Below are 18,964 nucleotides of genomic sequence, written 5' to 3' on the forward strand. Positions count from 1 at the left end.
CGGGTACTTTCTCGGTGCTGCCATGACTCTCATCCTTCCGTGGAATGAGAGCCTCCATCAGACCCGGGACGGGACACCCTGCAGGTCCACGCGAGCTGGGCCAGCAACGGAACCAGCACCGCCCGACGCCACGAGAAGACGCGCTGAGCAACGCACGCTCATTAGCTGAGACGTTGACCGGACTTGCCGCGAACGATTGGTGCGGCCGATCAGCCGCCGAAGTCCTCAATCTCCCAGTACCCGAGACTGAACTGCACACTGACTACTAGGACCAGGCAGCATGGTTCGCTTTGATCTGGTCGCTCACCGACCAGAAGTCTGTTGCCGTCATGACAATCTTGTCGATGAGGCCCACCTTGTTCAGGCTCGGCAAGGCTGCGTTGTGAGCCCTACCGAGGGTCTGCCCCGTTCGACTGGTCAGCGAAGCAACACTGTCGAGACTAGACGTGTAGACCATGGTCGTGCCCCGTCGAAAGATCCGCCACGCCCCTGTCTCGCGCGGCCGCGGATGCGGCTCCCTTGACAGGCACCACGTGGTCCTGGGCGCCGACCCGTTCGGGATGATCCCGTCGCTTCCATAGGCGGGTCTGGGCAGTGCAGCGAAGCCACGTCGCCGAGTGTCGCCTCGCTCATCACGTTGTGCGACGTCATGAGCCTCGAGGTCGGCTCCCTCGTAGCGAGCCCGAGGCGGCCCTCGTGCGCCGTGAGACTGCTCCGGCGATCAACCTCGGCGGCGTCGGCGTCACCGAGCGCATCATGACACCCCGCGGGCAGGCGCGCCTGCAGCTGGTGCACACCACGGCGCAGCCCCAGGCGTCAGGCGGGAAGGAGCTCCACACCATCAACTGCGAGGTGGAGGTCCTCTACATCCTCAAGGGAAGCACCGACATCGTCCTGGCCGACCGCCGGCAGCGCCTGACCGTGGGAGACGCCCGCACCTTCCCCGGTGGGGGGCCCCACACGTGGGAGAACGCGAGCGAGACGCAGGTCGCCGAGATGCTCTGGATCCTCTCACCGGCGCCCTGGAGCGGGAGCTCGTAGGCGGAGCCGATCCGAGGCTGCCGGTCGCCGGTCGGGTCGCTCCTGCCGCGACCCGGCGTCAGCGGTAGGGCGAGAAGTCCGGCGGGCGCTTCTCGGCAAAGGCCTTGGCGCCCTCCATCCCCTCGTCGGAGTGCACGAAGAGATCCAGCCCCGCGAAGGCCACGTTACCGAGCCCGGCGAGGTGGTCCGTGTCGGCGTTGAAGGAGTGCTTGAGGAAGCGGATCGCGGTCGGTGAGTAGGATGCGATCTTGCGGGCGTACTCTCGGGCTTTGTCGAGCAGCTGGTCGGGGGGCACGACGTCGTTGACCAGACCCCAGCGCTCGGCCGTCTCCGCGTCGTAGAGGTCGAGCAGGAACCAGATCTGCCGCGCTCGCTTCTCGCCGACCACCCTTGCCAGGTAGGCGGATCCGTAGCCAGCGTCGAACGAGCCCACCCGCGGGCCGGCCTGTCCGAAGCGGGCGGTGGACGAGGCGATCGACAGATCGCAGAGCACGTGCAGCACGTGACCGCCACCGACCGCGACCCCGTTGACCGCCGCGATGACCGGCTTGGGCAGGTCCCGGATCAGCTGATGTAGCGCCTGGATCTCGAAGAGCCCGGACTCGGTCTCCCCGTAGTGCCCGGTCTCAGCGCGCTCCTTGACGTCACCTCCCGCGCAGAAGGCTTTCTCACCAGCCCCGGTGAGGATGACGGCGGCGACCCGCTTGTCGGCCCAGGCGGTCTTGAAGGCCGCGATCAGCTCGTCGACCGTCCGCCCCCGGAAGCTGTTGAACCGGTCGGGGCGGTTGATCGTGATGATCGCGAAGGCATCCTCCTCGACTGCGTAGGTGATGTCGGTGAACTCTTCGGGCTTGATCACGTGACTCTCCTTCTGCTTTAGCGGGCTGAGCGTGAGGAGGGCGTATGCCGCTCAGCCCGCTCGGCGGCATACGTCATGGTCTGTTCGTGGCTCAGTCCACACGCATCAAGACCGCTTGGCCGAGGCCGACCCCGATGCACGCGGCGGCGACGCCGATGCCGCCGCCGCGGCGCTTGAGCTCGCGGCAGAGGTCGACGACGACGCGCGGTGCGGAGGCGCCGAGCGGGTGTCCGATGGCGATCGCTCCGCCGTTGACGTTGACCCGGTCGCGGTCGACGTCGGGCAGCTCCGACAGCGTGCTCAGCACCATCGCGGCGAAGGCCTCGTTGATCTCCCACAGGTCGATGTCCTTATGGGACAGCCCGGCTCGTGCGAGCAGCTTGGCGATCGCGGGGACGGGGGCAACGGCGAAACGCTCCGGCGACACGGCCACCGTGGCAGAGCCGACGATGGTGCCGAGCGGTTCGGCGCCCAGCTCGGCGGCGACCTCACGGGTGCCGACGAAGGCGGCGAGCGCGCCGTCGTTGATCGGTGACGCGTTGGCGGCGGTGACGCTGCCGTCCCGGGTGAAGGCCGGCTTGAGGCGGCCGAGCGACTCGACGGTGCTCTCGGGCCGGAGGCTCTCGTCGCGCGTGACGTCGCCGACAGGAAGCACGAAGCCGTCGTGCTTGCCGGCATCATAGGCCGCGGCCACGAGCTCGTGGGAGCGTGCAGCCCACTCGTCCTGCTCGCCGCGGCCGATACCTTTCTCCTCGGCGACGCCCTGGGCACACTCCCCGAGCGAGCGGGTCCAGTCGTCGGGGAACTGCGGGTTGACCATGCGCCAGCCCACCGTCGTCTGCTGCAGCGCCATCTGGCGCGGCAGCGCCTCGTCCGGCTTCTGCAGCACGTAGGGGGCGCGGCTCATCCCCTCGACCCCTCCGGCGACGACGAGGTCGGCGTCTCCGGTGGCGACGGCGCGACCGGCCTGGATGAGCGCCTCGCCGCCCGAGGCGCACAGCCGGTTGAGGGTCACGCCGGGGACGGTCACCGGCAGGCCTGCAAGCAGGCCGGCCATGCGGGCGACGTTGCGGTTCTCCTCGCCGGCGCCATTGGTGTTGCCGTAGTAGACGTCCTCGATCCGGGCGGCTTCGAGGCCGGGGTGACGGGAGACGAGCTCGCGCAGGGGCAGCGCCGCGAGGTCGTCGGTGCGGATGCCGGAGAGTCCGCCGCGGTTCTTGCCGAAGACGGTGCGCACGGCATCGATCAGGACTGCTTCACGTAGCTCGTTCATATATCGCAATCTTGACGGTCGTAACGGAAAGATGGCAAGGTCAAGCCGTGGCTGACACCCAAACTATGCCTGTGGCGCTCGTCACGGGAGCCGGCCGTGGCATCGGACGCAGTGTCGCATCCCGCCTCAGCGCGGCGGGTTACCGCGTCGCATTGACGGCTCGCAGCGTGGAGGACTTGGCGGGGACTGCGGCAGAGTGTCCCGGCGAGACGCTCGTGCTCCCTGGCGACATCACCGACCCCGCCTTCGTCGACCAGCTCTACGCCGACATCGAGGCCGCCTGGGGCGCGGTCTCGGTCCTCGTCGCCAACGCCGGCGCGGGAGTGTCGGCCTCCGTCGTGCGGACCACCGACGAGGAATGGCAGCGGATGCTCGACCTCAACCTGACCGCCCCCTTCCGCTGCCTCCGGCGGGCGCTGCCCGCGATGGTCGAGCGGCGCCACGGGAGGGTCGTCGTCATCGCGTCGGTGGCCGCGAAGATCGGCGAGCCCTACATCAGCGCCTACACAGCGAGCAAGCACGGCGTGCTCGGCCTGGTGCGGTCCGCCGCTGCCGAGGTGGCGACCAAGGGCGTGACGGTCAACGCGGTCTGCCCTGGCTACGTCGACACCCCGATGACCGACGCGACGGTGCGCGGCATCGTCGAGAAGACCGGGCGCTCCGAGCAGGAGGCTCGCAGCGCCCTGGCGTCCAAGCAGCCGATCGGGCGGCTCATCACGCGCGACGAGGTTGCCGACGCGGTGCTGCTGTGCGTGACCAACGGGGCCATCACCGGCCAAGGCATCAACGTCGACGGAGGAGCCGTCCCTTCATGACCACCCATTCGCACCTCGACTACGTCAACCCGCCGGAGCTCGGCAGGCCGAGCGGGTTCAGTCACGCAGTGAGCGGGGTCGGTCGGCAGGTCTTCCTCGCGGGCCAAACCGCCCTCAATCCCGAGGGCATCATCGTCGGCGAGACCGTCGTCGAGCAGTTCGAGACGGCGCTGACCTCGTTGCTCGCGGCGCTTCGCGCGGCCGGAGGCGGCCCCGAGCACCTCGCCAGCCTCACGATCTACATCGTCGACATGGACGACTACAAGGCCAACGCACGCGAGATCGGCCGGGTCTGGAAGCGGCTCGTCGGCGCGAGCTACCCGGCGATGGCGGGGATCGGCGTCTCCCGGCTCTGGGACAAGGAGGCGCTCGTCGAGGTGCAGGGGCACGCCGTCATCGCCGACTGATGGCGACTTCCTCTCGCCAGATCGGTCCAGCACGCCGGGCGTCCGTGCACTCGGCGAGGATGAGGCGTATGCCGCTGACCCAGGTCGCGCTTGCGAGTGTCGTGAGCGGCCCGACCGTCACCCCATGCGTCGGAGCCGGGCATCCGAGGGGGCAACACCGTAGCGTCGTCGGTAGAGCGCCGCGAAGCGGCCCATGTGGGTGAAGCCGACCTCGGTCGCGATGCTCGTCACGGTGCGGTCGGTCGACGACGTGAGGAGCAGGTGGTGCGCCAGGTCCAGTCGCGCCTGCACGACGTAGTCGCCGGGGCTGCAACCGTGCACCTCGTGGAAGACCTTCTGCAGGTGGCGCACCGACAGGCCCACCCCCGCGGCCCACCGCGCCATCGTCACGGGCTCGGTGAGCTGCTCCTGCAGCCACTGGACCGCACGGTCTGCGTGCACGGCTGCCGGGGACCGCCGGGCTTGGCCCTCGAGGTGGTGAGCCGCGTCCGTCGGTAGCTCGAGCAGCAACGAGGTCAGCAACACCTCCTCGAGCAGGTCTGCCTGCCGGTCCCAGGCCGCCGGTGCGGCACGCAACGTCCGGGCCGCGTGCCGCCAAGCCGAGTCGATGAGGCCTCGCGCCTCCGGCCGGGCCGGCCCGCTGCCGACCGTCACCCGGGGCACCTCCACCCCACCGGAGAGTGCCCTGAGGTGCCGGGTCAGGCTGTCGGTGCTCGCCGTGATCACGACGGCGCCACGCTCCGGGGAGGGCAGCATCGTCGTGAAGTCGTCCGGGGCCAGGAGGAAGCCCTCCGTTCGCACGGACGGCGGCTGGCCGCCGATGCTGACGCCCATCGGTCCGAGCGGCACGGTCCAGCAGACCAGCGACCCCGTCGGTGCGGCCACGACTCGCGCCGGTGCGCCGTAGCGGACGAACGCGAGGTGTACGTCGCCCAGGCGAGCCCCGGTCGCGAGCCCGTCGAGCAGTCCGGTGAGCGGCTCGACCTCGTGCTGGACCGACATCGAGCGCATCGCATCGCGCAGCTCCGTCGGCGACGCACTCGCGCGGGCAAGGGGGCCGGCCAACGGCGCCTCTGCATCCGCGTGCGTGACGACCGTCATGATCTGACGATAGTCACGACCGCTTCTGGCGAACAGGGCTTCCGGCAACGTGCGACAGGGCTCACCTCGGTGCGCGCAGTCCCTTGGCCTCGAGCCGGGGCATGACCTCCTGGGCGAAGTACTCGAGCTCGCCGACGTAGTCGACGAAGGCCAGCGTCATGCCGCCGAAGCCCGCCTTGGCGTAGCGCTCGATCTCGTCGGCGACGTCGTCGGGCGAGCCGATGAGTGGGCACGTGCCGTGTCCGGCGGCGAAGCGCGACCGGAACATCTCGAGCATCTCCGGCGTGAAGGACTGCGCGTGCAGCCCCTGGAGCCGCATCAGGTTGTCGACCGCGTCCCAGTCGGCGTTCTCGTCGGCGTAGTAGTGCAGGTACTCCTCCGCCTCCTTCGCCGTCGGGCGACAGACGACGTGCGAGGGCGTGAGGACACCGGTCGTGCGGCCCTTGGCGGCGGCATCTGCCTTCACGGTGTCGACGACCTGAGCGCCGTCCTCGGGACCCGCGACGATGGTGAAGACGAAATCGGCGTTCCGGGCGGCATACTCGCGTCCTTGCGTGCTCGACCCCGCGTTGAGGATCGGCAGGCGCCCAGCGGCCGGCTTCGGCACGGACTCCACGCCCTGGAGGTTCCAGAAGCGGCCGGGCAGGTCGGTGCGCTCCCCGGGGGCCCAGAGCGTGCTGACGACGTCGATCCACTCCTGGGCGAGGGCATAGCGGGAGTCGTGGTCCTGCGGGAGGTCCACGCCCATGGCCCGGTACTCCGGCTCGTTCCAGCCCGCGACGACGTTGAGGCCGATGCGGCCCGGCGCCATCTGGTCGATGGTGGCCAGCTGCTTCGCGGTGACGACGGGGTGGTTGAAAGCCGTGTGGATCGTCGTGAAGACGTTGAGCCGCTGGGTGTTCGACAGCAGCCCGGCCGCCCACGGGATCGGCTCGAGGACGCCCTCGTGGAAGTTCGTCGCGCCGCCGTAGCCGATCCACCGGGCGATCGGGAGCATGAAGTCGATGCCGACCTCGTCGGCGAGCCTGCCGAGCCGCAGGTTGTCCTCCCACGAGGCGCTCCAGCGCTCCGGGATCGTCGTGACGGCGAGTCCGCCGGAGCAGTTCGAGGAGAACAGCCCGAGTCGGAAGTCCGTGGTGTCAAGGATGGGAATGCTCATGGGGGTGCCTCTCACAGTGCTTTCAACAAGGGGGTGGGGGGTGCGGCGCTGGGGCGGGGCAGCGTCGTGACGGCCTGGGCCGTGGAGTGCAGCTCGGCGAGCTCGGCCAGGGTGCGGGGCTGCCCGGCGTGGAAGAGCAGTGCAGACACTGGTCCGTCCTCGACCTCGATGACCTCGGCGATGAGGTAGGTGTGGTCGCCGGCCTCGACCTGCTTCCACATCTGGCACTCGAGCCGCACGGATGCCTCGCTGATCAGCGGCATGCCGAACGGTCCCGGCTCCCAGTCGAGCCCGTCGAACTTGTCGCCTCCACTGCGGGCGAAGCGCTTGACGAGGTCCGCCTGGCCCTCGCTGACGACGTGCACGACATAACCGGGGGCCTCGACCCACTCGTCGTAGCGGGTGGACCGCACGTCGACGCACCAGCCGACGAGCGGCGGGTCAAGAGAGACGGAATGGAAGCTGTTGACGGCTTTGCCGAGCGGCAGCCCGTCGCGTCCGACCGTGGTGATCACGGCGACGCCGGTGGTCCAGCGCGAGAGCAGCCGACGCAGCGTCTGCGGGTCCTTGTGGTTCACGATCGCACCTCCTTGAGTCACAACTGTGACGGTCGTCAGGGAAGCGCGACTAGCCAGAATGCGTCAGGCAGTATCCGGATCGCGTCAGCAAGGTCCTTCGGGGCGGAGGTCGAGCTCTCGACCGGGGCAAAGTGCACCTTCGACGCGGGACCAGCGCACCCGCGGCGGGGTCAGCGAGCGAGCCGCTGGCGGAGCGAGGCGAGGCGCCCCTCCCCCACCCCGATGAGCGACTGCGCGACGAGGTGTCCCGAGCCACCCCCGAGACCGGGCCCCGGGTGGGTCGCCGCACCGATGTGCCACACGCCGGGCACGGCGGTCCGGTGCCGCGACGTCGTCGGACCCGGGCGCCACACGAGGTTCTGGTCGAGCTCGGCGGACCCGCAATAGGGGTCGCCGTCGACGCAGTTGACGTTGGCGCGGGTCAGGTCGACGGGCGTCAGCGCCTTCCACTCGAGCACGTTCGCCCTGGTCCCGGGCGCCTGCTCCTCGACGAGGTCGAGCACCCGGTCGACGTAGCCCCGCGTCAGCTCGGGCGTCCACCCGGCGCCCGTGCCGAGCTCACCCCGCGAGTCACCGGTGGGCGCGAAGGGCACCTCCTGCAGCTGCAGCCACAGCATCCCCGCACCGTCGGGGCAGCGCGTGGGGTCGAGCAGCTGCTGCTGCCCGACCACGACGGTCGGTCGCGCGGGTAGCAGGCCTGCCTCCGCCTGCGCACACGCGATGCCCGTCGACGCCGACCCGTCGGACAGGTGCACCAGCGGGATGCCGTCCAGCGCGCTCTCGCTCCACTGGAGCGGTCTCGACAGGGCCACGTGCACCTGCATCGCGGCGCGCCCGTAGCGGTACTGCCGCGCCTCCGTCCGCGCCTGGACCGGGGCGTCGGGGAGCAGGTCGTCGTAGAGCGCAGTAGGGGTCACCGATGCCACGACGGCCCTCGATGCCCGGATGGTCTCGCCACCGGCGACGACCCCGCTGGCGCGGCCGCCGGTCAGGACGATGCGATCCACGGGAGTGCCGAGTCGGATGTCGACCCCGCGCTCGCGCAGCAGTGCCTCGAAGGCGCCGACGAAGTTGCCCTGGCCACCGACGACGACCGGCAGGCCGGCGCCGTGCATGGTGGCGGCCAGGAGCGGGATCATCAGGCCCCCGCTGGCGTTGTCGGGCGCGAGCCCGGCGTGCAGCAGCCACGGCGCCCAGAGGTGGTCGACCTCCCGGCCCTCGAAGTGCCGCGCCGTCCAGCGCCGGCCGCTGGCAGCGGTGTCGCGCGCCCAGGCCTCGAGCCGCGCCTGCCGCCCGCGCCGGGCCAGCGTGGCGAGCGGCCTGAGCGCCGGTAGTGCGCGCAGCTCGGTCCCGAGCAGGCTGCCGATGACGTCGATGTCGGCGCCGATGCGCCCCAGCATCTCCGAGTAGGCCGCCCGGTCGCTCTCAACGGCAAAGGCGGCCGCCGTCACCTCGGGGTCCCGGTGGGCGACGACGTGGCGACCGTCGCGGCCCACCGACGCCGTGACCGCGCCGTCCGTGTTGGCGTAGGCGAGACCGTGACGCGCGAGATCGTCACCCAGGGCGGCATACGCCCCGCCCGTGACGAACAACGGATGCCACGACGAGTACGTGTCGTGGACGTAGCCCAGCCGGGTCAGCTCGTCGGACGCCATGAAGCCGCCGAGGCGGTCGTTGCGCTCGACCAGGCAGACCGACATGCCGGCCCCGGACAGCTCGGCCGCGGCGACGAGACCGTTGATCCCCGAGCCGATGACGACGACGTCGTAGGTCACCTGCCGACCTTCTCACGCTGGCGCCGGTCACGCCGCTCCAGCAGCTTCGTCGTGATCTGGCGGTAGTCCGACGGGCGCACCGGCATCAGCCACTCACGGCGGCGCACCGACGCCGGCATGGTGATGCCGATCTCCTCGAGCACCTCGTCGACGTTGTGCATCGAGAAGGGGATCAGGTTGGTGCCGCGCGCATGGTGACCCTCGGTGCGCTGCTCCATCCACCGCAGCCGCTCGGCGACCTGACGGCGCCGCTCCTCGACCGGCGGCAGGTGGCTCTCCCCCATCAGGTGGTTGGCGATCCAGAGGGCCGCCACCTCCGCCGACAGCGGCGAGAAGAAGGAGGAGTTGTAGCCGCAGAAGGCGAGTCCCGGCACCTCGTGGGGAAGGATGAAGCGGTAGAGCTCGAAGTTGCCGCGCTCATCGGTGATCCGGTCCTGCACGTCCTTGGACAGGAACGGCACGCCCTGCTGCCAGCCCGTGCCGGCGATGACGACGTCCACCGGCACCGTCGCCCCGTTGGACAGGTGCGCGACAGTGCGTCCGTCCTCGACGCCGAGCCGCTCGATCTGGGCGTCACGCATGACCTTCAGCTGACCCGCGTCGACCTTCTCGAAGAAGCCGTCGGTGGTCAGGCTCACCGTGCTGCGGGCGATCCGCTCGAAGTCGCCCGCCGGCACGAGCCCGTTCTTCTCCAGCTTGAGCTGCTTCGTCGCGACCGACTGGAGCGAGCCGAGCATGCCGTTGCGCACGCCCTTGCCCTTGCCGTGCATGAACTTCTCCATGCCCTCGAGCCGCTGGTACTCGAAGAGCGCCTCGCCCATCCGGGTCAGCATGAGGTACTTGAAGTTGAGCACGCCCTGGATCTTCTTCGGCATCTTCCAGATGAGCTGACGCGCGACGACCATCGTGCTCCTGGCCGACCCCGAGATGGCCGCCGCGATGTCGCAGGAGGACTTGCCGTAGCCGACGACGAGCACGTCCTTGCCGGCGACCTCCGTGAGGTCGTGGACGTCGCTGGGCGCGCACAGCCGCCCGCCGGCCGCGGCGAACTCCGAGGCTCCCTCGTAGGCCGGGATGTTGGGCTGGGAGAAGATGCCGTTGGCGACGACGACGTAGTCCACCTCGTCGGTGTGCTCGACGCCGGCCCCGTCCTTGGACCGCACCGTCCAGCGCGGCTCCTCGCCCGACTCGTCGAGATCGGCTGCGACGACCTCCGTGCCCAGGCGCAGCTTGTCCTGCAGACGGAACGTGGCGGCATACGACTCGAGGTACTGCTGCACCTGCTCGCCGCTGGGCCACTCGGGGTAGCTCTTGGGCATCGGCAGGTCGGACAGGTGGTAGGTGCCCTTGTCGTTCTGGGTCGACAGGCCCGGGTAGCGGCGGGTGCGGCTCCACACGCCGCCGACGTCGGGCGCCTTCTCGTAGATCGTCACGTCGTGCCCGAACTGCGTCAGCACCTTGCCTGCGGCCAGCCCGGCGAAACCGGCTCCGATGATCGCGATCCTCATGTCACTCGCCGCCTTCCTGCTGGGTGTCGGGCATGAGCTGTGGGATGGCGGGGACCGCCTGCTCGGGGCCCATGGCCGAGTAGCCGCCGTCGGCCGCCCAGTCCGCGCCGGTGACGACCGACGCGTCGTCGGAGACGAGGAAGGCCACGACCCGGCCCACCTCGAGGGGGTCGCCCACGCGACCGGTGAGGTGGAAGGGCGCCGCCACGGCGTCGGTGCGCTCGCGGTTGCCCTCGCTGAGGGTGTCCATGATCTTCGACCAGGTCCAGCCGGGGCTCACGGAGTTGACGCGGATGCCGTCGGCGGCGAGGTCCATCGCCATGGAGCGGGTGAGCTGCACGAGGGCCGCCTTGCACGCCGGGTAGACCCAGCGACCGGTCTGCGCCACCTTGCTCGAGATGGAGGTGAAGTTGACGACGGCGCCGTGGCCGCTGGTCGAGAGGGCGGTCCGGCTCGCTCGCGTCATCATGACGGCGCTCGCCACGTTGACGTCGAAGGCCTGGAGCCACCCGGCACGGTCGGTGTCGGCGCCGTCGTCGAGGTAGGTGCAGGCGAGGTTGACGACGATGTCGAGGCCGCCGTGCTGCGAGGTCGTGTCGGCGACGAGCCGCTCGAGCGCGGAGTCGTCGGTGATGTCCACCGACGCGACGTGCACGCGCTCACCGAGCTCGTAGGCGATGTGCTGCGCACCGTCCGTGTCGATGTCGGCCACGACGACCGTCGCGCCCTGCTCATGCAGGGCCCTGACGACCCCGTGCCCCACGAGAGTGGCCCCGCCGGTGACGATGGCCACCCGCCTGTCCAGTGAACCGCTCATGCGTGACTCCTTCGTTGCCGGACCTGCGCCGGTCGTCCGTCCACTGCCTCATCGCAGTCGATGGACCGACGCTAGGAACCTCGAGGGTCCTCCGGCTATCCGAATCGCGAGGATGGTATGCCGGATTGCTGGCGACCGCCCCCGACGCGCGATCCCAGCGGGTAGCGTTCGCCCCGGGGGCTGGCTCTACGGGACGCGAGGGGCGGCAGGGCGGTCATGGCAACGGCGCAGATCGAGCGCGACTCGGTGACGACGCAGGACGTCGACGCCGCCCGCGAGCGCGTGGCGGCCGTCTTCTGCCCGCACGGGCTCGAGCCGCGGGGCGCCGTCGACGTCCGACTCCGGGCGGCGCGGGCCGACCAGGTCGGCATCATCCACCTCGACTACGGCGGCGTGGTCGAGATATCGCCGGAGCCGCTGGGCGACTTCTACCTCGTGCAGATCCCGCGCGCCGGCGCCGCCAGGGTGGCCCACGCCGGTCAGGAGGTCCGCTCGGACCGGACCCGCGCCTCGGTGCTCTCGCCGCACGAGCCGACGTCGATGACGTGGTTCGTCGGCAACCCGCAGACGATCGTCTATCTGACGCGCTCGCTCGTCGAGCACGCGCTCGAGTCGCTGACGGGCGTAGCCGCCTCCGGTCCGCTGACCTTCGACGTCGGTATGCCGCTGACGACCCCTCGCGCGCGCAGCTGGCTCAGCACGGTCGAGTGCCTGCGTGCCGAGCTCGAGGACGCGCAGGGCAGCGGTCTCGTCGAGCACGCCGATGCGCTGGGGCTCTCCATCGCGACGCAGCTGCTCGAGTCGCAGGGTCACAGCCACAGCCGGGAGCTGCTGCGGCGCGGGGCGTCGGCACGGACGCTGCGGCGCGCCCTTGACGTCATCGACGGGCGGCTTGGCGAGCCGCTCACGGTCTCCGCGGTCGCGGCCGAGGTGGGGGTGTGCACGCGGGTGCTGCAGGACGCCTTCAGCCGGGAGCTCGGGGTGCCGCCGCTGGCGTACATCCGGGAGCGCCGGCTGCGGGCGGCCCGGGCTCGTCTCATCGAGTCGGCCCCCGAGGTCACGACCGTGACCGACGTCGCGCTCAGCCTGGGGCTGAGTCACCTGGGCCGGTTCGCCGGGGACTACCGGGCCCGCTTCGGCGAGAGCCCCTCCACGACGTTGCACCGCTGCTGACACAAGCGAGCTCGGGCTCCCTGACCCGGTCAGGCCTGGCTCTACCCGGGTGTGCGCAACAGGTCGCGGTGCCGTTGCAGACCCGCCAGGAAGGCGTCGATGTCCTCCTCCGTGTTGTAGCAGTGCGGGGCGATCCGCACGTTGGAGTCCCTCGAGCTGACGACGATGTCCTCGGACTTGAGGACCTCGACCGCGGCGTGCTCGTCCGTGACGGCGACGGCGAGCATCGGGCCATGGCTCGCTTCCGGCGTCATCACCGTGCCACCCATCTCCTCGACCCCGGCCCGGAGCCGCGAGAGAAGTACCTCGACGTGGTCTCGGGTCTCGACGAGGCCGATGTCCGACATCAGGCGCAAGCCCGCCGCCGCCGCGAAGAGGCTGGGCACCGGCGGGGTGCCCGACTCGAAGCGGCGCGCATCCTTGGCGGGGTCGTAGTCGTGGATGTCCATCGACCAGATGTCCCGAGCTGCCATCCACCCGGTCTGCACCGGGATGATGTGCCCGGTCGTCTCGGGATTGGCATAGAGGAAGGCCACGCCCGGTGAGCCGAGAAGGTACTTGAGGAAGCCGCCGGTCACGATGTCGGCGGGCGTCTGCGCCAGGTCGAAGGGCATCCCCCCGAAGGACTGGTAGACATCGACGTGCACGAGGATCCCGCGTGCGTGCGCCAGCTCGATGAGCGGGCGGACATCGACACGGGCGCCGTTGCGGTAGCAGACCTCCGTCACGGAGAGGATCGCAGTGCGTTCGTCGAGGGCTGCCTCGACAGTTGCCAGATCAAGAGTGAGGTCGGAACTGGTCGGGAGGTGGACGACGCGCGCCCCCCGGCGTTCCTGGGCGTGCCAGATCTGGCCCACGGTCGGGAACTCGAGCTCGGTGGTGACTATCGTGTCGCGGCCGTCGGCGAAGTCGAGACCACTCGCCAGCGCCGAGATCCCCGCCGATTCCGACGTCGTGATGGCGCAGGCGTCGGCTGGCGCGCCGATGAGTGTGGCCAGCAGCTGACGCACGTCCTCCTGTCTGCTCACCCAGTACTCCCAGAGCGAGCCCTCGTCATCCATGCCGTCCAGATAGACGGCATACGACTGTCTCACCGCGTCGGACAGGGCACCCTGCGAGCAGGCGTTGAGGTAGGCCTTGTGGGCCAGGACGGGGAACCGGTGACGGATCGCCTCGCCCACCCCGATCGAGGTGCGCTCGGCACCGGTCGTGCCGGTGGGTCCGGTCGTGCCGGACATTCCCGTGGTGGCAGTCTGGTCCCTGCGCTCAGCGGCCAAGGTAGGCCCTCCTCAGTTCATCGTGGTTCGAGAGCTCCTGCGCGGATCCGCGCAGGACGATACGTCCGGTCTGCAGCACGTAGCCCCGGTCGGCGATGGACAGCGCCATGTTGGCGTTCTGTTCCACGATGAGCATCGACACGCCGTCTCGGTGAAGGGTCTCGATCAGCTCGAAGCTCTGCTCCACGAGGCGCGGCGAGAGCCCCATCGACGGCTCGTCCATGAGCATCAGCGATGGTCTCGACATCAGCGCCCTGCCCATCGCGACCATCTGCTGCTCACCGCCGGAGAGGGTCCCGGCGATCTGCGCGCTGCGTTGCTCGAGCAGGGGGAAGAGCTCGAAGACGCGGTCGAGGTCGGCAGGATCGGGTGCGCCGCGAACCCAAGCCCCGATCTGGAGGTTCTCGAGCACTGTCATGGGCGCGAAGAGCCGGCGGTTCTCGGGGACCACCGCCATGCCGCGCCTGACCCGTTCTGACGTCGGCCGGCTCGTGACGTCGACCCCGTCGAAGGTGACAGTGCCGGTGCGCGGGGCAACGAGCCCGAGCGCGGTCTTCAGCGTCGTCGACTTGCCACAGGCGTTGCCGCCGAGGAGGCAGACCAGCTCGCCCTTGCCGACGACGAGGTTGACGTCCTCGAGTATGTGGACCGGCCCGTAGAACGTGTTGATCCCGGACAGCTGGAGGAGGGGAGTGAGCGGGCCCGGGGGCCCGTCAGATAGGGCCGCGCCGGCGGGCTCGGGCTGGGCTCTCATTTCGTCCCTGCCGTGCCGCGACCGAGGTACGACTCGACGACGTGCGGGTCGGTCGCGACGGCCGCATAGTTTCCTTCGGCGATCTTCACCCCGTGGTCGAGCGCGACGACGCGGTCACTGACGCCTTCGACGACGTGCATGTCGTGCTCGATGATCACGATGGTGTGACCGCGCTCCCCACGCAATCGCGCCACAACCTCGGTGATCTCGTGGGTCTCCTTGGGGTTCATCCCCGCGGCGGGCTCGTCGAGCAGCAGGATCGTGGCACCGGTGGCCATCGCACGGGCGATCTCGAGGCGGCGACGGTTGGCGTAGGACAGGCTGTAGGCCGGCTGTTCCCACCGGTAGCCCATCAGCCTGGAGCCGAAGAAGGAGAGCAGCTCCTTGGCGTCTTCCCGCACACGGGCCTCCTCCCGCCGGGCCCGAGGGAGGCCGAGCGCGGAGGCGACGAGACCGGCATGAGTTCGGCCGTACATCGCGGCCATCACGTTGTCGATGACGGTGAGGTTGTGAAACAGCCGCACGTTCTGGAAGGTCCGCGCCACACCCTTGGTCGCGATCGTCGACGGGGCGAGACCGGTCACGTCGTTGCCCTCGACGAGGATGCGTCCCGAGTCGGGCCGATAGACGCCGGTGATGATGTTGAAGAGCGTGGTCTTGCCGGCACCGTTCGGCCCGATGACGCTGACGATCTCTTGGGGGGAGACCTCGATGCTGAGGTCGGAGATGGAGACCAGGCCACCGAAGCGCTTGGTCACCTGCTCGACAGCCAGTGCAACGGTCATCAGAGGACCTCCACCTGGCGCCGGCCGAAGAGGCCCTGCGGACGCACGATCATCAGCACGATGAGCAGTGCACCGATGAGCAGCTGGCGGGTGATGCTCGGGACGTCCGCCAGACGCACGAACCACACGAAGATGCTGAGCCACACGATGGCCGGGAGCAGGATCGGCCGGACTCTCGTCCCGACCAGGGTGAGGACCGCGAGGAGGACGACGAGCCCGACGAAGCCGAGGTTGCCCCAGAGCACCCGGTCCTGCGGTACGAAGAGCCAGTGCCCCAGCAACGTGCTCACGGGGCCGCTCGTCCAGGCGCTCGCCGGCACGCCCTGGACGTGCAGCAGCGTGAAGAGCAGGTTCATCACGAAACCGAACACCACCGTTGCGACCACGACGATGATGCGGTCGCGCCACGATCGGACCGCCAGCGCGAGCCCGGCGACGAGGAGCAGGACGAAGACCATCTCGCTGTAGGAAGGCTCACGCAGCGCCTCGGGGAGGAGGCTGAGCAGGGCCGCGCCGATGAGAGCGCCCTTGAGGCTGCCACTGCCGCCGAGGATGACCGCCGCATACAGCAGAATCAGGAGCGGGAGGTCGAAGCTGCTCGGGAACACGCCACGCTGGACCGCGGCGAAGACCGTTCCCGCCAGCCCGGCGATACCGGCCCCCACCACGAAGGCCATGATCTTCAGTCGGTTGACCGGCATCGTCATCGCCTCGGCCGCAAGCGGGTCCTGCCCGACTGCCTTCCAGGCGCGACCGATGCGCGAGCCGTCGAGTCGGCGAACCGCCAGGGCAAGGAGGACGACGAGGACGACGAGCAGGTAGTAGTACCACCGGTCGGAGCTGAACTCGACCCCGAGGAACGAGAAGCGGTCGACGTCGGTGATGCCGTTGGTGCCGCCTGTGAGGTCGACCTGCTCCGCACGACCGGGCACCGTGATCGCGTCACCAGACAAGGCGAACTCCACGAACATCTGCCCGAAGAAGAGCGTGACGATCGCGAGGTAGTCACCGAGCAGTCGGCGCGCCGCAAGGCCGAGCACGAGACCGAAGATCGACACCGCGGCGACGACGACCGGGACCGCGACGACGGTCGGGAGATGGACACCGAACTTGTCGGAGGCCAGCATCGCGAAGCCGTACGCGCCGAGGCCGTAGAAGGCCACGTAACCGATGTCGAGCAGGCCGGCATACCCCACGACGAGGTTGAGCCCGAGGGCGAGCATCAGGAAGAGGCCGAGGTTGACTCCGACCCGCATGAGGTAGGTGGACCCGATGAGTGGCAGGACGACGGCGACGAGGACGGCGATGCTGCCCCACACCCACCAGGGCAGCCGGCCGAACGTCCGGGCGACCGGGCCCTGAACCTGACCTGAGGTCCGCCCTTCGTGGGCGGCCACCCACTCGTCGGTGCCGATCGCCAGCGACTCCTCAGCCATGGTCACACCTTCACGATCGCGCGTGTGCCGAGCAGGCCACGAGGCTTGAGAAGCATGACGAGGATGAGCACGAGGAAGGACAGCACACTGGCGAAGTTCGCCGAGACGTACGCCGTCGTGAAGGACTCGATGAGACCGATGAGCAGACCACCGAGCATCGCACCCGGGATGGAGCCGATCCCCCCGACGACCGCCGCCGTGAAGCCCTTGAGGCCGGCGAGAAATCCCATGTAGTTGTTGACGTTGAAGAAGACCAGTCCGACCATCACCCCGGCGGCACCTGCGAGCGCCGACGCGACGAAGAAGACCAGGACGATCACCTTGTTGACGTCGATGCCCATCATCACCGCCGCGTCCCGGTCATACGCGACCGCCCGCATCCCGCGACCGAACGCGGTCTTCTCCACGAGGCGGGTGAGCCCCACCATGAGGATGATGGCCAGCACGAGCACAAGGATGCGCACCGGGTTGACCTGGACCCCAGCAACCTGCGGCCCGGCCCCGCTCCAGTAGCGGGGCGTGTCGTAGGAGCGGACCCGCGAACCGAACAGGAGCAGCACAGCGTTCTGCAGGAAGAGCGAGACACCCAGGGCGCTGATGAGCGGCGCGATCCTCGTCGATTCGCGCAGGGGCCGATAGGCGAACCGCTCGATCCCGACGCCGAGCAGCCCGCTGACGACCATGGCTGCGAGGAACATCGCGACGATCATCAGCCACACCGGGACGATCGGCTTGCCGGGCCCCCCGAGGCCGACCATCACGAAGAACCCGGTGAACGCGCCCACCATGTATACCTCGCCGTGGGCGAAGTTGAGCAGCTGCAGCACGCCATAGATCAGGGTGTAGCCGAGTGCGATGAGGGCGTAGACCCCTCCCAACGTCAGCCCGTTGACGAGTTGCTGGACGAAGAGTTCCACATCGTTCTCTCAGTTGACCAGCGCGGGCTTGCGGTCATCGCCGATCTTGAAGATGAAGAACTTGGCGTCCTTGACGTCGCCCTTGTCGGTGAAGGTGATCGGCTGACCGAGGATGGAGTCCGGGATGCTCACACCCAGCACGTTCGAGCTCGTCTTGGCGCGGTCTGCAGTGCCTGTGCAGTCCTTCGCCGCCGCGGTCATGATGACCTGGGTCGCGACGTAGGTGGGCGGCCCGAACGTGCCGAACTCGCCGTACTTGGCCGTGTAGGCGTCGGCGACCGCCTTCGAGCTCGGGATGCCCTTGATGTCCGGGGCGAACGAGCTGACGTACTGGCCGGGGACGTCGAAGTCGGCCGAGAACGAACCGTCGGAGCCGAAAACGACCGCCTTCTTGCTCTGTTGCTGAAGCGTGTTGGCGAGCGCCTTGGTGTTCGCGGCGATCTGGAAGGTCGCGAAGACCACCGAGGTGTCTGCATCCACGAGCGCGACGACGGAGGAGTAGTCCGGCTGCTTCTGGCTGACTTGGATGCGCTTGACGTCGACGCCCTTCTCCTTGAGTGCCTTCTCCACCGCGGACGAGAGCCCCGCTCCGTAGGACGTCTTCTCCTCGACGATGACGACCTTCTTGGCACCGAGCTTCGACACCATGAAGTCGGCATCGGTGGGTCCCTGGACGTCGTCGGTCGGGATCACTCGGGCGAACGTCGGAAAGGCGCCGCTCGTCAGGCTGGTGCGGGTGGCGGATGGGGATACGAATGCCATCTTCGCATCGGCGAAGGCGGGGCCCACGGACTCCACCTCCTGGCTCCCCGCGGGGCCGACGACGCCGATGACGGCCTGGTTGGAGACGAGCTGTGGGGCGACCGTGCTGGCCTGACCGGCGTCGAGCTGGGTGTCGCCCTCGACGATGGAGAAGTTCGTGCCGTTCTTGGCGTTGTAGTCGGAGACGGCAAGCTTGGCGAAGTTGAGCTGTTCGCCGCCGATCGCAGCCGCGCCCCCGGTGATCGGCGCCATCACCCCGATCGCGCCTGTGCACGGGGTTCCCGACGTGGAACCGCCCGCCATGGCCGGTGCCGTCGAGGTCGCCGCCGGAGTCTCGCCGCCCGCGCAGGCGGCGAGCGCCATACCGGACGCCATCATCCCGACCAGAATCTTTGTTGCTGCGCGCATGTGGCCGACCCTTCACGTAGTGCGTAGTGGTGACGGCCGTCACACTACTGGCATGCTTCCCAGCGTTCAACAGAACTGAACATATCCGTTTCTCCTCCGGCTGGGTCCGATGCGTCGAG

18 protein-coding genes are annotated in these 18,964 nt (G+C 69.2%); 4 read left to right on the plus strand and 14 right to left on the minus strand.

Going from position 1 to position 18,964, the window contains the following annotated elements:
* Positions 1–696: 696 nt before the first annotated feature.
* Positions 697–1,041: a cupin domain-containing protein gene (locus tag IEY30_RS13160; protein ID WP_052358622.1), complete on the plus strand. Its 345-nt coding sequence runs from the start codon at positions 697–699 to the stop codon at positions 1,039–1,041.
* 58 nt (positions 1,042–1,099) lie between these two features.
* On the opposite strand, the gene IEY30_RS13165 is transcribed toward IEY30_RS13160, so the two are convergent.
* Both IEY30_RS13165 and IEY30_RS13170 read right to left on the minus strand, forming a co-directional pair.
* Entirely contained in the window at positions 1,100–1,900 is an 801-nt protein-coding gene (locus IEY30_RS13165; protein ID WP_229674995.1) for an enoyl-CoA hydratase-related protein, read from the minus strand.
* Between the two features lie 91 nt (positions 1,901–1,991).
* Positions 1,992–3,173: a thiolase family protein gene (locus IEY30_RS13170; protein ID WP_030199887.1), complete on the minus strand. Its 1,182-nt coding sequence runs from the start codon at positions 3,171–3,173 to the stop codon at positions 1,992–1,994.
* Between the two features lie 65 nt (positions 3,174–3,238).
* Between IEY30_RS13170 and IEY30_RS13175 the strand changes: the two genes are divergently transcribed.
* Together IEY30_RS13175 and IEY30_RS13180 are read left to right on the plus strand one after the other, a co-directional pair.
* Positions 3,239–3,988, plus strand: a complete 750-nt coding sequence (locus tag IEY30_RS13175) for an SDR family NAD(P)-dependent oxidoreductase (protein ID WP_030199885.1) — start codon at positions 3,239–3,241, stop codon at positions 3,986–3,988.
* A complete protein-coding gene (locus IEY30_RS13180; RefSeq protein ID WP_030199883.1) occupies positions 3,985–4,395 on the plus strand; it encodes a RidA family protein in 411 nt (136 codons plus the stop codon). The genes IEY30_RS13175 and IEY30_RS13180 overlap by 4 nt, the downstream gene beginning before the upstream one ends.
* A gap of 117 nt (positions 4,396–4,512) precedes the next feature.
* Here the strand turns inward: IEY30_RS13180 and IEY30_RS13185 are convergent, their stop codons facing one another.
* The 6 genes from IEY30_RS13185 to IEY30_RS13210 form a co-directional block, all read right to left on the minus strand.
* Complete coding sequence (locus IEY30_RS13185; protein ID WP_052358621.1) at positions 4,513–5,496, minus strand: helix-turn-helix domain-containing protein; 984 nt, start codon at positions 5,494–5,496, stop codon at positions 4,513–4,515.
* A gap of 61 nt (positions 5,497–5,557) precedes the next feature.
* Complete coding sequence (locus IEY30_RS13190; protein ID WP_030199875.1) at positions 5,558–6,655, minus strand: LLM class flavin-dependent oxidoreductase; 1,098 nt, start codon at positions 6,653–6,655, stop codon at positions 5,558–5,560.
* A gap of 11 nt (positions 6,656–6,666) precedes the next feature.
* Entirely contained in the window at positions 6,667–7,233 is a 567-nt protein-coding gene (locus IEY30_RS13195; RefSeq protein WP_052358620.1) for a flavin reductase family protein, read from the minus strand.
* A 170-nt stretch (positions 7,234–7,403) separates the two neighbouring features.
* Complete coding sequence (locus IEY30_RS13200) at positions 7,404–9,008, minus strand: phytoene desaturase family protein (protein ID WP_030199869.1); 1,605 nt, start codon at positions 9,006–9,008, stop codon at positions 7,404–7,406.
* Positions 9,005–10,516 (minus strand): flavin-containing monooxygenase, encoded by a 1,512-nt coding sequence (locus IEY30_RS13205; protein WP_030199867.1) that lies wholly within the window; start codon positions 10,514–10,516, stop codon positions 9,005–9,007. Before IEY30_RS13205 ends, IEY30_RS13200 begins: the two co-directional genes overlap by 4 nt.
* Position 10,517: 1 nt before the next feature.
* On the minus strand, positions 10,518–11,333 hold the full coding sequence (locus IEY30_RS13210) for an SDR family oxidoreductase (RefSeq protein ID WP_030199865.1): 816 nt from the start codon (positions 11,331–11,333) through the stop codon (positions 10,518–10,520).
* Between the two features lie 216 nt (positions 11,334–11,549).
* Between IEY30_RS13210 and IEY30_RS13215 the strand changes: the two genes are divergently transcribed.
* A complete protein-coding gene (locus IEY30_RS13215) occupies positions 11,550–12,506 on the plus strand; it encodes an AraC family transcriptional regulator (protein WP_052358619.1) in 957 nt (318 codons plus the stop codon).
* Between the two features lie 41 nt (positions 12,507–12,547).
* Here IEY30_RS13215 and IEY30_RS13220 read toward each other — a convergent pair whose 3' ends face one another.
* The 6 genes from IEY30_RS13220 to IEY30_RS13245 are packed head-to-tail and all read right to left on the minus strand — an operon-like array spanning position 12,548 to position 18,845.
* Positions 12,548–13,744 carry an aminotransferase class V-fold PLP-dependent enzyme gene (locus IEY30_RS13220; RefSeq protein ID WP_052358618.1) on the minus strand — a complete coding sequence of 399 codons (1,197 nt, stop codon included), beginning with the start codon at positions 13,742–13,744 and terminating at the stop codon, positions 12,548–12,550.
* Positions 13,745–13,772: 28 nt separating this feature from the next.
* On the minus strand, positions 13,773–14,537 hold the full coding sequence (locus IEY30_RS13225; protein ID WP_081920532.1) for an ABC transporter ATP-binding protein: 765 nt from the start codon (positions 14,535–14,537) through the stop codon (positions 13,773–13,775).
* Entirely contained in the window at positions 14,534–15,322 is a 789-nt protein-coding gene (locus IEY30_RS13230; protein WP_030199854.1) for an ABC transporter ATP-binding protein, read from the minus strand. Before IEY30_RS13230 ends, IEY30_RS13225 begins: the two co-directional genes overlap by 4 nt.
* Entirely contained in the window at positions 15,322–16,758 is a 1,437-nt protein-coding gene (locus IEY30_RS13235; protein WP_052358617.1) for a branched-chain amino acid ABC transporter permease, read from the minus strand. The genes IEY30_RS13230 and IEY30_RS13235 overlap by 1 nt, the downstream gene beginning before the upstream one ends.
* Positions 16,759–16,760: 2 nt before the next feature.
* Entirely contained in the window at positions 16,761–17,675 is a 915-nt protein-coding gene (locus IEY30_RS13240; protein WP_030199851.1) for a branched-chain amino acid ABC transporter permease, read from the minus strand.
* 9 nt (positions 17,676–17,684) lie between these two features.
* Positions 17,685–18,845: a branched-chain amino acid ABC transporter substrate-binding protein gene (locus tag IEY30_RS13245; protein WP_081920531.1), complete on the minus strand. Its 1,161-nt coding sequence runs from the start codon at positions 18,843–18,845 to the stop codon at positions 17,685–17,687.
* Positions 18,846–18,964: the final 119 nt, after the last annotated feature.

The organism is Terrabacter tumescens (assembly GCF_014646815.1).
GTDB lineage: Bacteria > Actinomycetota > Actinomycetes > Actinomycetales > Dermatophilaceae > Terrabacter > Terrabacter tumescens.

Excerpts from the sequence above, each read along its gene's own strand:
- IEY30_RS13170 (WP_030199887.1), bottom strand. The coding sequence starts at position 3,173 with ATGAACGAGCTACGTGAAGCAGTCCTGATCGATGCCGTGCGCACCGTC.
- IEY30_RS13175 (WP_030199885.1), top strand. The coding sequence starts at position 3,239 with ATGCCTGTGGCGCTCGTCACGGGAGCCGGCCGTGGCATCGGACGCAGT.
- IEY30_RS13180 (WP_030199883.1), top strand. The coding sequence starts at position 3,985 with ATGACCACCCATTCGCACCTCGACTACGTCAACCCGCCGGAGCTCGGC.
- IEY30_RS13185 (WP_052358621.1), bottom strand. The coding sequence starts at position 5,496 with ATGACGGTCGTCACGCACGCGGATGCAGAGGCGCCGTTGGCCGGCCCC.
- IEY30_RS13190 (WP_030199875.1), bottom strand. The coding sequence starts at position 6,655 with ATGAGCATTCCCATCCTTGACACCACGGACTTCCGACTCGGGCTGTTC.
- IEY30_RS13205 (WP_030199867.1), bottom strand. The coding sequence starts at position 10,516 with ATGAGGATCGCGATCATCGGAGCCGGTTTCGCCGGGCTGGCCGCAGGC.
- IEY30_RS13210 (WP_030199865.1), bottom strand. The coding sequence starts at position 11,333 with ATGAGCGGTTCACTGGACAGGCGGGTGGCCATCGTCACCGGCGGGGCC.
- IEY30_RS13215 (WP_052358619.1), top strand. The coding sequence starts at position 11,550 with ATGGCAACGGCGCAGATCGAGCGCGACTCGGTGACGACGCAGGACGTC.
- IEY30_RS13220 (WP_052358618.1), bottom strand. The coding sequence starts at position 13,744 with ATGTCCGGCACGACCGGACCCACCGGCACGACCGGTGCCGAGCGCACC.
- IEY30_RS13225 (WP_081920532.1), bottom strand. The coding sequence starts at position 14,537 with ATGAGAGCCCAGCCCGAGCCCGCCGGCGCGGCCCTATCTGACGGGCCC.
- IEY30_RS13230 (WP_030199854.1), bottom strand. The coding sequence starts at position 15,322 with ATGACCGTTGCACTGGCTGTCGAGCAGGTGACCAAGCGCTTCGGTGGC.
- IEY30_RS13235 (WP_052358617.1), bottom strand. The coding sequence starts at position 16,758 with ATGGCTGAGGAGTCGCTGGCGATCGGCACCGACGAGTGGGTGGCCGCC.
- IEY30_RS13245 (WP_081920531.1), bottom strand. The coding sequence starts at position 18,845 with ATGCGCGCAGCAACAAAGATTCTGGTCGGGATGATGGCGTCCGGTATG.